The sequence below is a fragment of the Streptomyces sp. BK239 genome, assembly GCF_004217285.1.
Taxonomy (GTDB): Bacteria; Actinomycetota; Actinomycetes; order Streptomycetales; family Streptomycetaceae; genus Streptomyces.
The window spans coordinates 415,098-428,985 of sequence record NZ_SHKS01000004.1 but is presented as its reverse complement, the minus strand read 5'-3'; the positions used below and the strand labels follow the sequence as shown (position 1 = coordinate 428,985).

The window sequence follows — 13,888 nt, the reverse complement described above, 5'->3', positions numbered from 1 at the left end:
ATTACCCGCAGAACCGACTTCTCAGAAATGAGCGGGATGCTCCCTTCCCTTCAGGTCGGCCCGTACACCGTCATCGCGCTCGCCGACGGCGCGGGCCCCTTCTTCTCCCCCAGGTCCGAGGCGTTCCCCGACGCCACCGTCGCGCAGTGGGCGGCGGCCGACCAGCTCGACCCCGGCGCGCTCGACGCCGACGGGCGCTGGCAGCTGCAGTTCCGTGCGTTCGCGATCCGCAGCGACCAGGGCGTGACGCTGGTCGACGCGGGGATCGGCCCGGCCGACAGCCCGGCGGCCTCGTGGGCGCCCGTGCCCGGGGCCCTCCCGGATTCCCTGGCTGCCGCGGGTATCGAACCGTCCGAAGTCGACACCGTGGTGCTCACGCACCTCCACACCGACCACGTGGGATGGGCCGTCGTCGGAGGCGAGCAGGCGCGGCCGTTCTTCCCGAACGCCGCGTACCTGTTGCAGCAGGCCGAACTGGACGCGGTCGAGGAGGTCAACCCGCAGCTGCGATCCACTGTGACCGACCCGCTCCTGAAGACCGATCAGCTAAGGCTGCTCGACGGCGACGCCCGGCTGCGCAGCGGGGAGCGCGTGTTCGCCACGCCGGGTCACACCCCCGGGCACCAGAGCGTGCTCGTCGCGTCCGGGCAGGATTCGGTCGCCGTCACCGGTGATCTGCTCGTGCACGCCATCCAGCTGCTCCACCCCGAACTCGCCTACGCCCACGAGATGGACCCTGAGCAGGCAAGGGCCTCAAGAGAGCAGGTGCTCCACAGTCGGACCGCCGGCACCCTCCACCTCGCGACCCCGCACCTGACCGAGCCGTTCATCGTCCGCTGACCGACCCGGCAGGGCCGGCGGTCGTACCCGTCAAAGCGACATGCTCGAGGGCGCGAGGGTGCGGACCGCTCGTGGTGTCTCCGTCGGCTGGTTCGGCGGCCGAAGGCCGCTGTGTGCCGCCGTCCAGCTTCCTCGGTGTCAACGGAACAGCTCCGGAGCTGGGCGGAGTTGTCGAGGTAGCCGCCACCTGCCTGATCACCCGCCGACACGTCCAACGCCTTTGTCAGGACCTCTTACTGACTCTAACAAAAGCGGTGTGATCATGTGACTGTCGGCTTGATCGTTCGTTGATGTGGCCATGGGGAAGCGTCAGTCGCGGCCGTGGATCGTGTCGGACGAACTGTGGTCGCTCATCGAGCCGTTGCTGCCCGATCCGCCGCCGAAGCGGGTGGAGGGGCGGCCGCGGGTGCCTGACCGGCAGGCTCTGTGCGGGATCCTGTTCGTTCTGCATACCGGCATCCAGTGGGAGTACCTGCCCCAGGAACTCGGGTTCGGCTCGGGCATGACCTGCTGGCGCCGCCTGGCGGCCTGGAACGAGGCCAGTGTCTGGGACCAGCTCCACCAGCTGCTGCTGAATGAGCTGCGGTCGAAGAACCAACTGGACTGGAGCCGGGCGGTGATCGACTCCTCCCACGTCAGGGCCGCACGCAGGGGCCCAAAAGCGGACCCAGCCCGGTCGACCGCGCACGCCCGGGCAGCAAGCACCACGTCATCACCGACGGCCAGGGGATCCCGCTCGCGGTGTCGCTGACCGGCGGAAACCGCAACGACGTCACCCAACTCCTGCCCCTGCTGGACAAGATCCCGCCGGTGGCGGGAGTCGTCGGCAGGCCCCGACGGCGGCCCGACATGCTCTTCGCGGACCGCGGCTACGACCACGACAAGTACCGCCGGCTGCTGCGGCAGCGGGGGATCCGTCCGGTGATCGCCGAACGGGGACAGCCGCACGGCACCGGCCTGGGCACTTTCCGCTGGGTCGTCGAGCGCACGATCTCCTGGCTGCACGGCTTCCGCCGCCTGCGGATCCGCTGGGAACGACGCGCCGACATCCATGAGGCCTTCCTCGGCCTCGCTGTCTGCCTGATCACCCACCGACACGTCCAGAGGCTTTGTTAGCGCCAGTTAGGCCTGGCCCGCGATTGATTCGATGTGGGTGGGTGGGCTGCCGGTGGTTCCGTGCCGCCGTAGCCGCCGCCCGAATCGCCCGGACTTTCAGAGCGGCACGATGCCGCAAGTACAAGATCCGAGCCCCCTTCCTTTATCTGCGGGGCGCGGGATACCCCTGGACTGTGAGCGGCCGGTTGGCGGGCTCAGTGCGGAAGGGAGCGGGCTGTGGGCGAGGAACGGTTCGAGGACGGCTGGTGGGTTGACGAGCGGTGCACGAATTGCGACGCTGCTAGGCAGCTCGCCCCCGGCTTGATCGGCGAGGTCGACGGCCGCTCGGTTGTTCTGCGCCAGCCGAGCAGCCGAGCCGAGCTCCGGCAGCTGAACGCCGCGGCGCACGCCTGTCCCACCCGGTCGATCCGTCCCCCGGCCGGGCGGCTGGAGGCGGCACAGGACCCCTTTCCGATGGCCCTGGACGACACCGTGCACCTGTGCGGGCACAACTCCACGCACACCGCGGGGGCCAACTCCTACTTACTGCGCCGCCCCGACGGCACCACGATGATGGTGGACACGCCGCGCTGGAGCACATCGTTGGCCGCGCGCTACGAGGGGCTCGGCCCTGTCACAGATGTCCTGCTCACCCACCGCGACCACGCCGCGCACGGCCGCCGCTACGCCGACCGCTTCGGCGCCCGGCTGTGGATCCACGAGGGTGACCTCGATGCCCGCCCCGGACGCCGACCGTGTGCTTCACGGCACCGGCCCAGCGAAGATCGCCGAAGGGGTGGTCGCCTTCCCCTTCCCGGGGCACACCCGAGGCAGCGTGCTGTTCCTCGCGGACGAGCGGTACTGCTTCAGCGGCGACAGCTTCTACTGGTCGCGCGCTACAGCGGACATCGAGGTGGCCGACAGTGTCACCTGGTACTCCATCAGTGAACTGGCCGCCTCCTTGGCCCGGGACGCCAACCGGCTACGCTTCGAGTGGCTGCTGCCAGGCCACGGCGACCGTCGGCGCCTTCCCGCCGACGACATGGCCGAGCGGCTGCGGGGGCTGGCGGCGCGCACCCGCGAACTGCGGCCCCGTCCCATCGACTTCACCGCGATGCGCTGGTAACGACCCGACTCGCGGGGTCGATCCAGGTTGGCCATGACATGACGGTGGCCGCGTGGGTTCTTCAGGTGTGAACAAGAAGTGGCCCCGCTCGGCCAGGCCGACCGCCGGCTGTCCCCGCACTTGATCAACCCACACAGTTGGAGCTGTTCTCGCCCCCGGCGCGTGTCTGGAGGCGGGCACAGGTACATCCAGCCGCCCACGATGACACCCGAGGCCGAACAACTCCTCGCCAATTCTCGGCAGTTCACAGCCGACCAGCACTGGACCACCCCTTCCCGGGACATCAACGCCAAGTCCTGCGGCTTCTCGTCGCCTGGCTCGGTATCGACGCCCCCTCCTCGAGACTGATGCTGGTCAGGACGTCGCGTCGCAGCCTTCCTCGACCAGCGCGGCCTACTCGTTCCCCTGGAGCGGACGCATTTGGATCAGACCGCGCAGTCTCCGTGAGATCACCCAGAAGGACATCGAGGACATACTCAGCAGCCGCACGGGAGAACAAGCCCCTCCACGCGCTGGGGCCACAGCAGAGCCATCTCTACTGCTGTTGCGGTGCGATGGCTTTGAGCCAGTCCTCGACGGCGAGGACATCTGCCCACTGCGGGAACAGCTTCTCGGTGAGTATCCGGTGCACCTCGGGGTCGGTGTCGAGGCAGGCATCCGCCAGGACGGTCAGGCCGAAGTCCAGGTCGATGGCGTGCCACAGGGTGGACAGCACTACAGCGCTGGTGGCGATGCCGGTGAGAACAAGGCTGTCGATATCGCGAGCCCTGAGTACCAAGTCGAGGTCGCTGCCCGAGAACGCGCTCCCCCGCCTCTTGGTGACCACGACGTCGCCCCGCTGGGGGGCAACGTCGTGATGGATCTCGGTGCCAGGGGCCCCCTCGGTGAACAGACCGGCCCGCACGGCGTTCGTCATCACCTTGTTGCGAGGGCTGACTTCCAGGTCGTCGGGCCGTAACCGGAGCACCACGTAGATCACGGGGATGCCGGCAGCCCGGGCCCCGTCGATCGCCCTGCGCAAGCGCGGAAGATATCCGGAACCGTCGTCGGCGATGGCCACGACGTCCCGTTGGACGTCCATCACCAGAAGTGCGCTGTTCGCCATGCTTGCCGTCCCTTCTCCGTTCGTGAACACGATCAAGTCTGGTGGATCAACCGAGCTGCGGTGGAGGTTTCGGAGACCGTCATCAGCGTCGCGCCGCAGTGCGCCCATGACCGGTGTCAGTTCTCGTCGACGCCTTCTCGCCCTGTGAGCACCAAGTGCTGTCCAGACTCGGTGACAAGCGGTGTCGCCCGTCAGTCACGAAGCCAGCCCGACTTGGAGCGTCAGCCCAAGGTCTGCGTCAGCTCGCTACGGCTCGACGAGTGGACGATCCGGCCATGTGCCCCGTTGACGATCGGCATGTACGGCGGAACGTGGCCGCACTCGACGTCGGCGATGATCGGCACGCTCAGGGACCCGAGCGCGTCGAGGACAGCCTCACGGTGGCTGAGGGAACTGTGGCCCGGTGCGCTGCTCCAGCCGAAGAGGATGGCGTTCGCGCGGTCGAAGAATCCGCACCCGCGCGGGTACGTGCGACCGGGCGATGACGCGCCGCTCATGGACATCACCAGCATCAACCCCTCGGTCGGAGGTGCGGCCGGCGGGATGACCCGGCCCAGACTGGAGCCGTTGCGCGGGAAGCCGGTCAGGCTGGCCGACCGCGGCTGGCTTCGGAAACCGCCCGACGGCCGGTTCACCACTCGCCTGTGACCAGGGACGCTGCCGCTTCCCGAGTCTGTTCATCCGGGGCGTTTCTCTGCCCGTGCAGCGGTCCGTACGCCCCTTGATGGTGCGGGAGCGCGGGGTGAGCCTGCGGCCGTGGGGTTTGCATGTGCCGTAGCGGCACGTGGTCCAGTAGGCGGCAAGTACGACATTGAGAGGTTCCCTCGCATGCCCCTTCCTGCGATTCCCCGCCGGGTCAAGATCGGCGATGCCGCCGCGTTCGCCGGGACCACCCCCCGCGCCATCCGCCACTACCACGCCATCGGGCTCCTCGCCGAACCGGAACGCGGCAGCGACGACCGCCGCCGCTACGGATACGACGACATGATCCGCCTGCTGTGGATCCGCAAGATGGCTGATGCGGGTATCCCCCTGGATGACATCCGGGCCAGCTTTGAGGGCGCCACCGGCATCGAGCAGTCCCTGGCCCGGCTGGAGAAATCCCTAGCCTCCAAGGCGGCCGCCATCGAAGCCCAGCAGGCCGCCGTGCACCGCCTCCGCGAGGCGGGCAGCCCCCTGGGTCTGCTCTCACCGCTGGTCAGTGGCCGCCTGCACGATCTGCCGCCCGGATCCCTGCGCCCGGCCGATCTCGACACCCTTCTGGTCACGGAGCGTATCTTCGGCCCCGAGGGGGCCGCCGCCCAGGCCAACCGGTTCATCGCCCTGGCCACCCACCCCGAACTGCGGGCCGAGGAAGACCGCCTGGCCAAGGCCGAGGGGGCCCTGGACGACACCATGTCCCCCGATGACCCCAGCATCGAAGACCTGGCTGCCCAGCGGTGTGCTCATGAGACCGCCTTGGGAGCCACCATCGACAGATCCGGCCTGGACGAGGCCCTCGACGAACTCCTGGACCAGGACGACGAGCACGCTGGTGAGGAGGAAGACGCGGCGAGGATGAGCGTGGTGGAGGCCATCGGCAAGATGCCGTACGACTTCTCCCCGGCCCGCGTCCGGTACGAGGAACGTGTCATCGAGCTGCTTCACCCGGCCGATCAGGACGGCGATGCCCCACAGACCTGCTGACTGGCATCGGCGCTCGGGGCGAGCCCGACAAGAGCAGCCTGGAATGGCAGCACGAACGTAACCACGGTGCCCCCGGCGGCCGTTGGGCTCTGTGTGAAGAGAGCCGAAGAGCACGCCGAGGGCACCTGCCCGCTTGTCCACAGGTGCCGTCTGCCGCTGGGCACGCGCACCGTCAACCACTTCGACGGTCTGCTGCGGCGCCATCTGAAGGCGATCCGGTCCCGGTGGCGGATCCTGCCTCGGCCATCCCCTGGGTGTCCTTCAACGACTGGCCGACCGGACGGCGGCCGTCCCCGAACGCGACTCCGCGCACGTGGTACCGCCACGCATCGCGTCTTCAGGCGGGCCGATGTCACGGCCAGCTCGTCAGGCATTGACGGCTGCGCTGCACCGGTGGGGTCAGCGACAGCCGGTCTCAGGGCCGTCAGGTCCAGAGCAGTGGTGTTCTTTCAGGAACGGCGGGTGAGACGGCAGGTCGTCAGAATGACGATGCAGGGCGGGGCAAGGGGACGAACCTGGCGGTGTTCTTCAAGTCAGTCCGAGGTTTCGGGTGGCCGTCTCGTGATCGGCTCAAGGCGCGCTCCGGCGCGCAGCAGGCCGCCTTCAGGATGCTCCGTCACGGTTCCCCTGGTGAGGGACGTCGAACCGCTGGGCTGGATTGCCGACCGCGTCATCAGGCAGGCGTGCGGCATCGTCACCGAACAGTCCGGCAACTGGGGGACCCTCGATGGCCGGGTCCGCCCACCCTTGACGTGTGGGAGATGGCAGTAGTCGTAGAGCCGGCGGGCGACCCAGATGTGTGCCGGCCGCTCGCTCCACCAGTCCTCGATGTCCAAGGAGCTTCGTCTTTGCTGCTCGCACGCGGCAGGTCCTGTTCCGGGCCGAGGGACCAGCGCACGTAGAGGCCACGACGGCTGGTGACCAGCCGGGTCAGTTCATCAAGGCTGGTCACGGTGGGCAGATCGGGAGTGGAGCGCATGGAGCGGTCGACGCGAAATCGATCAGGCGGTGAGGAGGGAGTCGTCCTGCGGGCGGGCGCCGGGCAACCGGTGGCGGGCGGCGATGAGCGCGGCGTCGATGTCACGCGTGCCGGTTGACACGCACAGGGTGTAGGCGACGTCGTCCATGCGCTGGCGCACCTCCGGGCTGCCCTCTTCGGCATGCAGGATCCGCAGCGCCTCGTACTGCTCGATCAGGTTCGCCAGTACTGCGGGGTGTGCCATGAGCATCGCAAGTCTCCCCGATCACCAGAACCAACATGGCCTGTACACCGACCTGAGTTCCCAGGGCCCCAGCCGTCATTCCCCCGCATCTCGAGGAGGCGGCCAGGGTCCTGTGGGCGGTGTCCGGGCCTCAGTCGGTGGACAGGGCCTGGAGCAGCTCGCCGACCTCGGGGTCGGGCAGGAGCGGGCGACGTCGCCCTGGGTCACCATGCCGACCAGGTCGTGTTCGTCGATCACCGGCAGACGGCGGACCTTGTGCTCGGTCATCGTGCGCAGAATCTCTTCCACGTCGTCGTCGGCGCCGATGGTGACCGCCTCGCCCTGGGCCAGGTCCCCGGCCGGACAGGCAGCGGGGTCCTTGCCCGCGGTCGCGATCTTGGCAGTGGACGCCGCACGTGTTCCCAGACGACACCATCGGTAACGTCAGCGAACAGCGCACGGGATCTGGGTGAAGCGCAGGGAGGAGCGGTAGAAGTCCCAGGCGCTGCGCGAAAGGCGGGTGCCGAAGTGTTCGTCGGCGCCGACGGCCTTGAGGGTGGGGAGGCCCTGGACGGCGTCGAGGTAGTCGGCGCTCAAGGCCCGCCAGCCGCGCATGCAGTCGGTGAGCATCCGCCGCATCCGGCGGCGCAGCAATCTGGGCGCGGCCGCCGCGACGACGGCGGTGACCGCGACGAGCGCCGCGACCGGCGGGCCGATCACCCCGAGGACGGCGACGATGCCGAGCCTGCCGACGACGGAGACGAGGACCTGGGGCAGGAAGACGCTGACGAACCGGTCCACGCTGTCCTGGAGTGTGGTCAGGACCGCACCGGTGCGCTGCCGTGTCACATGGGCGGGGCCCAGGGTCAGCAGATGACGGTACAGGCGCAGCCGCAGGTCGGTCCTGACCCGTTCCGCGGCGCGGGCGGCGGCGACCTCGCGAGCCCGGACGAGCACGGCACGGACGGCGACGAGGGCGAGCGCGCCGCAGCAGGCCCAGACGGCACCGGTCAGGTCGTGGCGCAGTCCCCGGGCCACGGCGAGGGTGAGCAGCAGGCTCTGGCCCACGTAGCAGGCCGAGACTCCGACGCCCGCGGCCACGCTCGCGAGGAGAGCGAGGGGACCGGGTCTGGCGTAGTGGAGCAGTGAGGTCAGCACGCGGGCTCCTCCTCGGTGGCGTCCAGGGGTACGACGGAGTCCGGGGAGCCGGGGTCGTCCAGGGGTTCGCACCGCAGGGCGTGCTCGCCCGGCGCGATCTCCACCTGCCGTGCCCGGACGCCGAACACCTCGGCCATCGAGGGTGGTTGCAGCACGTCGCGCGGCGGTCCGGCGGCCATGACCACACCGTCGGCGAGCACGCACAGCCGGTCGCAGTAGCGCAGGGCCAGGTCGAGGTCGTGGAGGGCCAGGACGGTGGTGATGCCCAGGCCTCGGATCATGCGGAGAGCTTCCAACTGGTGGCGTATGTCGGGGTGATTGAGGGGTTCGTCGAGCACCAGGACACGGGTCTGCTGGGCCAGGGCGCGGGCCAGCAGGACGCGCTGGTGTTCGCCGCCGGACAGGGTGGCGATGTCGCGGTCGGCCAGGTGCTGGGCGCCCACCCTGGCCAGCGCCTGCTCGACGATCCAGCGCGGTGGACACCTCACGCGCGGCAACCACCCGTCTCACCGCCCACCTGGACGGGCACCCGGAACTCGCCGCCCGCGTAAGGGTGGTGTGCCAGGACTTCTTCGACACCACCAGGGATCTGGGCGACGGCTACGCGACGGCCGTGCTCGGCGACACCTCGATCAACATGTTCGCCGACGGCGAGGCGCTCACCGCGCTCCTGCACCGCGTCCGGCCGCTCCTCGCCCCGGGCCACGGCGTCTTCTGCTGTGCCGTCCTGACGGAACCGGCACTGACGACCTACGCCCGCCGCAACGGCGTTCTGGCCACCGATTTCACCGACGGCCAGGGCACGCAGCACCTGCTCTTCGCCGCCGTGCGCCACGACCCCGCCGGCCCGTACTTCTCCCGCACCCTCTTCCTGCCCGACGGCACACGCAACGACGGTGAACCCGTCGCGTACCTGGCGGCCGTCCGTGAACGCCTCTGGACCCGGCGCGCCCTCGAACCTCACGCCGAGGCAGCGGGGTTCAAGGTGGTCAGCAGCGTGCCCGCCGTCGCCCGTGACGACAAGGCAGGTCGGGTCGACATGGAGGTCTTGGTGCTCGCTCCTCACAACTGACCTGCTGCGGACCAACTACCGCCGAAACCCTTCCTTCATGCAGGAAGTATTCAGGTGTAATGCCTGCTGCCTACCGTCCCTCCAGTCCCCGAACCCGCATCAAGGAGGGCGTGGCGTGAGCATCGAGCCACGATTGGCAGAAGGCACCGCTCAGGAAACCGCGCAGAAGCCGGAGTCCGCCGCAGCCGGCCAGGCGGTCAAGGAGACGCTGGAGGACTACACCCTCCGCTTCGCGCCCCGCAGTTACCGCCGCTGGACCCCGATGGTCGTGGCGACGACCGCCCTCGGCGGCATCGCCTACATGGCCGACTTCTCCATCGGCGCCGGCATCGGTCTGGCCCACGGCACCGGCAACGCGCTCGTCGCGATCGCCGTCGCCGCCGTTGTCATCTTCGTCACCGGCTTCCCGCTCGCCTACTACGGCGCCCGCTACAACATCGACCTCGACCTGATCACCCGCGGCTCCGGATTCGGCTATTACGGCTCCGTCCTCACCGGCGTCATCTTCGCCAGCTTCACCTTCATTTTCTTCGCCCTCGAAGGCTCGATCATGGCCCAGGGCCTGAAACTCGGGCTCGGACTGCCGCTCTGGCTGGGCTACTTGGTCTCCACGCTGATGGTGATCCCCCTGGTCGTCTACGGCATGAAGGCGCTCAGCAAGCTCCAGGTGTGGACGACGCCCGTCTGGCTACTGCTGATGGTCGGCCCGCTGATCTACCTGATCGCCACCGACCCCGGCACGGTCGACCGCTTCCTCGCCTATGCCGGCACGGACGGCGAGGGCGGCGTCAACACCGCATCCGTCCTTCTCGGCGCCGGTGTCTGCCTGTCACTGATCGCCCAGATCGGTGAGCAGATCGACTACCTCCGCTTCATGCCGCCCAAGACCGAGGCCAACAAGCGGACCTGGTGGACCGCGGTGGTCATGGCCGGGCCCGGCTGGGTGGTGCTCGGCGCGCTGAAGCAGGCCATCGGCGTCTTCCTCGCCGTCTACATCCTGGCCAAGGTCGGCCCGGACGCGGCGCCCGAGCCGATCCAGCAGTTCCGTGGCGCCTTCGACGCGATGATGCCGTCCTGGCTGGTCGTCCCGCTGGCCGTGGCCCTCGTCGTGATCAGCCAGATCAAGATCAACGTCACGAACGCCTACTCCGGCTCGCTGGCGTGGACCAACTCCTTCACGCGTATCACCAAGCACTACCCCGGCCGCATGATCTTCGTCCTGGTCAACCTCGGTTTCGCCCTCGTGCTGATGGAAGCCGACATGTTCAGCTTCCTCAACGACATCCTCGGCTTCTACTCCAACTGCGCGATCGCCTGGGTCGTCACCGTCGCCACCGACATCGGCGTCAACAAGTACCTGCTGAAGCTGTCCCCGCTCCAGCCGGAGTTCCGTCGGGGCATGCTGTACGCGGTCAACCCGGTGGGCGTGGTGGCCTTCGTCGCGGCCTCCGGCCTGTCGATCGCCATGTACTTCCACGGCCTCGGCGACACGCTCCAGCCGTACTCCCCCGTCGCAGCCGCCGTCATCGCGTTCGTCCTCACGCCGCTCATGGCGATCGTCACCAAGGGCAGGTACTACCTGCGCCGCAGCGACGACGGCATCGCCGAGCCGATGCTCGAATCGGACGGCAACCCCAGCGCCGTGACCTACGACTGCCACGTCTGCCACCAGCCCTACGAGCGCCCCGACCTGGCGGCCTGCGCCACTCACCACGCGGTGGTCTGCTCGCTGTGCCTGAGCACCGACAAAGTCGGCGACCACATACTGCCCGCCGCGCCGTAGCCACCGCCGGACCGACAGAAGGGCTCCCGCGAGTCACGTCCTCGCGGGAGCCCTTCGTCATACCGCCTGCCGGGTGAAGGTTGAGAAGACGATCACGAGGCAGGACGTCCGGTGCGCGCTACGGCGCGAGCAGCAGGCTGTCGCCGCGCTCCTTGGCGGCGGCGTAACGGCGGGCCACGTCCTGCCAGTTGACGACGGCCCACATGGCCTCGATGAAGTCGACCTTCTGGTTCTTGTACTGCAGGTAGAAGGCGTGCTCCCAGGCGTCGAAGACCAGGATCGGGGTGGATCCCTGGCCGACGTTGCCCTGGTGGTCGTAGACCTGCTCGACGATCAGGCGACCGGAGAGCGGCTCGTAGGCGAGGACGCCCCATCCTGAGCCCTGGGTGGTCGCGGCAGCCTTGGTCAGCTGGGCCTTGAAGCCGGCGAAGGAGCCGAAGGACTCGGTGATCGCGTCGGCGAGGTCCCCGACGCCGTCGGCGGCGAGCGGCTCGCCGCCGCCGTCGCCGGTCATGTTGTGCCAGTAGATGGAGTGCAGGATGTGGCCGGAAAGGTGAAAGGCCAGGTTCTTCTCCAGGCCGTTGATCGAGCCCCACTGCTCCTTGTCGCGAGCTTCGGCGAGCTGCTCCAGGGTGTCGTTCGCGCCCTTGACGTACGCCGCGTGGTGCTTGTCATGGTGCAGCTCGATGATCTGCGGGTTGATGACCGGTTCGAGCGCCGCGTAGTCGTAGGGGAGCTCCGGGAGCGAGTAAACCGCCATGTCCAACAACCTCCGACATAATTGCCACTGATGTGCAGTTGCACGCTAGCAGCAGATGAAGCGGATCGCCGATCAGGCATAGGTCCTAGGTCGTGTCCGCAAAGTGGCGCCGTCGTTGGTTTGTTCGTGGTGCGTCGTCATGAGCTGACCGATGAGTCGTGGGCGGTGATCGAGCCGTTGCCGGCCCCGCCGCCGATGGGCCGACCGGTGCGGGACCGTCGGCAGGTGGTCAACGGGATCCTGTGGAAGTTGTCGACCGGGGCGGCCTGGCGGGACCTGCCCGAACGCTATGGGCCGTGGAAGACGGTCTGTGAGCGCTTCCGCCGCTGGTCGGCCGACGGCACCTGGGACCGGCTCCTGGCACGCGTTCAGCAGCACTGTGATGCCGTCGGCACTGTCGACTGGACGGTCGTGTGTGTCGACTCCACGACCGTGCGGGCCCACCAGCATGCGGCCGGGGCCCGAGAAGGGGGCTCTGGCCGGGCGAGGCGATCGGCCGGTCCCGCGGCGGGCTGACCACGAAGATTCACCTCGCCTGCGACGGACAGGGCCGCCCGCCGGCCTTCACCCTGACCGCTGGGAACGTCAACGACTGCACCCAGTTCGAGCAGGTCATGGCCCGCATCAGCGTCAGCCGGTGCGGGCCTGGCCGGCCCAGGACCCGGCCCGAGCGAGTCGTCGCGGACAAGGGTTACTCGTCCACGAAGATCCGCTCCTACCTGCGCAGACGCGGTATAAGGCAGCCATTCCAGAACGGATCGATCAGATCAACGGCCGGATCCACAGAGGCGAGAGCCGCTGCCGGCTCGACCGCGCGGCCTACCGGCGCCGCAATGTTGTCGAACGCTGCTTCAACAAGCTCAAGCACAACAAGGCCCTGGCCACCCGATACGACAAACGGGCCCGCCATTGCCAAGCCCTGGTCACCCTCGCCTGCCTACGACTCTGGCTGCCCTGACTTTGCGGACACGCCCTAAGGGCGCGTATGCGGTTGTGATCAATAGGTGGTCCGGGTGAGGTGCTTGAGCCAGACACGGTGCCCCCGAAGGCAGCATGGGGGATCTCGTTGGAGCGACGGAAGCTGATCGGGGTCGGGGTGGGGCTGGCGGTCCTGCCCGCCTGGTGGACTCTGTGTCAGGTGGCGAACGGGGCCAAGAGGGACTGGCACACCGACACCACACCGCTGGAGCGGGCGTTCCCGCTGCTGGGCCCACTCACCGACGCGACACCTCCCGGACCGCCGTAAGCGCGTTCGATCACGTTCGGGCCCGTGCCGCGTAGAGAGGACCGGCGGCCCGGCTCAGCTCAGCCCAGGAAGCTCAGTCGGACCTGACGGTTGACGTTGTCCTTGTTGGTGTCCACCAGGCAGACCGACTGCCACGTGCCCAGTTGCAGCCTTCCGTTGACGACCGGCAAGGTCGCATGGGGTGGGACGAAGGCCGGTAGGACGTGGTCGCGGCCGTGGCCGGGGCTGCCGTGGCGGTGTTGCCAGCGATCGTCTGCGGGGAGCAGGGTGTGCAGGGCGGCGAGGAGGTCGTCGTCGCTGCCCGCGCCCGTCTCGATCACCGCGATGCCGGCGGTGGCGTGCGGGACGAAGACGTTGAGCAGGCCGTCGCGACCGGCCGCCTCCTCCCGGAGGAAGCCCTCGCAGTCACGGGTGAGGTCGACGACGCTCTCCTGTGAGCCGGAGGCGATGTGCAGGACTCGTGTGGTGAACGCTTCTGGCATGTTCCCATCCTGACCCGGATGCCGGATTCCACACCCGGCCGGCGGTTCGGCGAGTGGAGCGCGGCAGTCCGATCCGCGAGACGGCGTTGACCATGGTCGGGCCGTCTGGCTACGTTCAGTCGCATGTTGCGTTCAGCCTTCCTCACCACGCGCGGTCATATCGACCTGCTGCGGGTGGCCTCCGCCGCGTGTCGTCGCGGCTGCTGACGCCTTCCCCTCTCCACCTTCGCGGTCTCTTCGCCTCCGCCCTCCTCTTCAGCTGCGCCCTCGCGTGAGTCGGTCGGCCATGCCACTGTGCCGGGTGCGCGGGATTCACCCCCTCGGCCCTGCTTG

At 68.6% G+C, this 13,888-nt stretch carries 15 protein-coding genes and 4 pseudogenes; 10 read left to right on the top strand and 9 right to left on the bottom strand.

Annotated features, from left to right (window positions below; genetic code table 11):
• The first annotated feature begins 36 nt into the window (after positions 1-36).
• The 4 genes and pseudogenes from EV567_RS15345 to EV567_RS28615 all read left to right on the top strand — a co-directional run bounded on the left by EV567_RS15345 (position 37) and on the right by EV567_RS28615 (position 3,061).
• Complete coding sequence (locus EV567_RS15345; protein ID WP_130440252.1) at positions 37-840, top strand: MBL fold metallo-hydrolase; 804 nt, start codon at positions 37-39, stop codon at positions 838-840.
• Between the two features lie 298 nt (positions 841-1,138).
• Positions 1,139-1,956, top strand: a pseudogene (locus EV567_RS15340) (IS5 family transposase).
• 216 nt (positions 1,957-2,172) lie between these two features.
• Positions 2,173-2,883: a 4Fe-4S domain-containing protein gene (locus EV567_RS15335; RefSeq protein WP_407071594.1), complete on the top strand. Its 711-nt coding sequence runs from the start codon at positions 2,173-2,175 to the stop codon at positions 2,881-2,883.
• Positions 2,849-3,061, top strand: a complete 213-nt coding sequence (locus tag EV567_RS28615; protein WP_407071593.1) for a hypothetical protein — start codon at positions 2,849-2,851, stop codon at positions 3,059-3,061. Before EV567_RS15335 ends, EV567_RS28615 begins: the two co-directional genes overlap by 35 nt.
• Before the next feature lie 535 nt (positions 3,062-3,596).
• Here the strand turns inward: EV567_RS28615 and EV567_RS15330 are convergent.
• Positions 3,597-4,166, bottom strand: a complete 570-nt coding sequence (locus tag EV567_RS15330; protein ID WP_130440250.1) for a cysteine hydrolase family protein — start codon at positions 4,164-4,166, stop codon at positions 3,597-3,599.
• Between the two features lie 221 nt (positions 4,167-4,387).
• Positions 4,388-4,801: a hypothetical protein gene (locus tag EV567_RS28610; protein WP_407071592.1), complete on the bottom strand. Its 414-nt coding sequence runs from the start codon at positions 4,799-4,801 to the stop codon at positions 4,388-4,390.
• A gap of 193 nt (positions 4,802-4,994) precedes the next feature.
• Between EV567_RS28610 and EV567_RS15315 the strand changes: the two genes are divergently transcribed.
• Positions 4,995-5,852, top strand: a complete 858-nt coding sequence (locus EV567_RS15315) for a MerR family transcriptional regulator (protein WP_130440246.1) — start codon at positions 4,995-4,997, stop codon at positions 5,850-5,852.
• 533 nt (positions 5,853-6,385) lie between these two features.
• Here EV567_RS15315 and EV567_RS28500 read toward each other — a convergent pair.
• The 5 genes and pseudogenes from EV567_RS28500 to EV567_RS15290 form a co-directional block, all read right to left on the bottom strand.
• Positions 6,386-6,831: pseudogene (locus tag EV567_RS28500) on the bottom strand (DUF6098 family protein).
• A gap of 22 nt (positions 6,832-6,853) precedes the next feature.
• Positions 6,854-7,081: a DUF5133 domain-containing protein gene (locus EV567_RS15305; protein WP_130440244.1), complete on the bottom strand. Its 228-nt coding sequence runs from the start codon at positions 7,079-7,081 to the stop codon at positions 6,854-6,856.
• 124 nt (positions 7,082-7,205) lie between these two features.
• Positions 7,206-7,453 (bottom strand): annotated as a pseudogene (locus EV567_RS15300) (CBS domain-containing protein); the annotation flags it as partial.
• Between the two features lie 45 nt (positions 7,454-7,498).
• Positions 7,499-8,212 (bottom strand): ABC transporter transmembrane domain-containing protein, encoded by a 714-nt coding sequence (locus EV567_RS15295; RefSeq protein ID WP_165430385.1) that lies wholly within the window; start codon positions 8,210-8,212, stop codon positions 7,499-7,501.
• Positions 8,206-8,700, bottom strand: a complete 495-nt coding sequence (locus EV567_RS15290; protein ID WP_407071591.1) for an ATP-binding cassette domain-containing protein — start codon at positions 8,698-8,700, stop codon at positions 8,206-8,208. Before EV567_RS15290 ends, EV567_RS15295 begins: the two co-directional genes overlap by 7 nt.
• On the opposite strand from EV567_RS15290, the gene EV567_RS15285 reads away from it, so the two are divergent.
• Both EV567_RS15285 and EV567_RS15280 read left to right on the top strand, forming a co-directional pair.
• The gene (locus EV567_RS15285) at positions 8,688-9,284 is read left to right on the top strand and encodes a hypothetical protein (RefSeq protein ID WP_130440240.1); all 597 of its coding nucleotides are present in this window, start codon (positions 8,688-8,690) and stop codon (positions 9,282-9,284) included. The genes EV567_RS15290 and EV567_RS15285 overlap by 13 nt on opposite strands.
• Before the next feature lie 133 nt (positions 9,285-9,417).
• Entirely contained in the window at positions 9,418-11,067 is a 1,650-nt protein-coding gene (locus EV567_RS15280; RefSeq protein WP_130440668.1) for an allantoin permease, read from the top strand.
• A 118-nt stretch (positions 11,068-11,185) separates the two neighbouring features.
• Here the strand turns inward: EV567_RS15280 and EV567_RS15275 are convergent, their stop codons facing one another.
• Positions 11,186-11,827: a superoxide dismutase gene (locus tag EV567_RS15275; protein ID WP_130440238.1), complete on the bottom strand. Its 642-nt coding sequence runs from the start codon at positions 11,825-11,827 to the stop codon at positions 11,186-11,188.
• 129 nt (positions 11,828-11,956) lie between these two features.
• On the opposite strand from EV567_RS15275, the pseudogene EV567_RS15270 reads away from it, so the two are divergent.
• Positions 11,957-12,785, top strand: a pseudogene (locus EV567_RS15270) (IS5 family transposase).
• Positions 12,786-12,893: 108 nt separating this feature from the next.
• On the top strand, positions 12,894-13,073 hold the full coding sequence (locus EV567_RS15265) for a hypothetical protein (protein ID WP_130440236.1): 180 nt from the start codon (positions 12,894-12,896) through the stop codon (positions 13,071-13,073).
• 59 nt (positions 13,074-13,132) lie between these two features.
• Here the strand turns inward: EV567_RS15265 and EV567_RS15260 are convergent, their stop codons facing one another.
• Positions 13,133-13,555 carry a secondary thiamine-phosphate synthase enzyme YjbQ gene (locus EV567_RS15260; RefSeq protein ID WP_130440234.1) on the bottom strand — a complete coding sequence of 141 codons (423 nt, stop codon included), beginning with the start codon at positions 13,553-13,555 and terminating at the stop codon, positions 13,133-13,135.
• 123 nt (positions 13,556-13,678) lie between these two features.
• Here EV567_RS15260 and EV567_RS28605 point away from each other — a divergent pair, with 123 nt between their 5' ends.
• Positions 13,679-13,762, top strand: coding sequence for a putative leader peptide (locus EV567_RS28605; RefSeq protein WP_351089754.1), 84 nt, complete (start codon positions 13,679-13,681; stop codon positions 13,760-13,762).
• Positions 13,763-13,888 lie beyond the last annotated feature (126 nt).

What these genes read in the sequence shown, in the direction of transcription:
- EV567_RS15345 (WP_130440252.1), top strand. Translation starts at nt 37, where the DNA reads ATGCTCCCTTCCCTTCAGGTCGGCCCGTACACCGTCATCGCGCTCGCC.
- EV567_RS15330 (WP_130440250.1), bottom strand. Translation starts at nt 4,166, where the DNA reads ATGGCGAACAGCGCACTTCTGGTGATGGACGTCCAACGGGACGTCGTG.
- EV567_RS15315 (WP_130440246.1), top strand. Translation starts at nt 4,995, where the DNA reads ATGCCCCTTCCTGCGATTCCCCGCCGGGTCAAGATCGGCGATGCCGCC.
- EV567_RS15305 (WP_130440244.1), bottom strand. Translation starts at nt 7,081, where the DNA reads ATGCTCATGGCACACCCCGCAGTACTGGCGAACCTGATCGAGCAGTAC.
- EV567_RS15275 (WP_130440238.1), bottom strand. Translation starts at nt 11,827, where the DNA reads ATGGCGGTTTACTCGCTCCCGGAGCTCCCCTACGACTACGCGGCGCTC.
- EV567_RS15260 (WP_130440234.1), bottom strand. Translation starts at nt 13,555, where the DNA reads ATGCCAGAAGCGTTCACCACACGAGTCCTGCACATCGCCTCCGGCTCA.
- EV567_RS28605 (WP_351089754.1), top strand. Translation starts at nt 13,679, where the DNA reads ATGTTGCGTTCAGCCTTCCTCACCACGCGCGGTCATATCGACCTGCTG.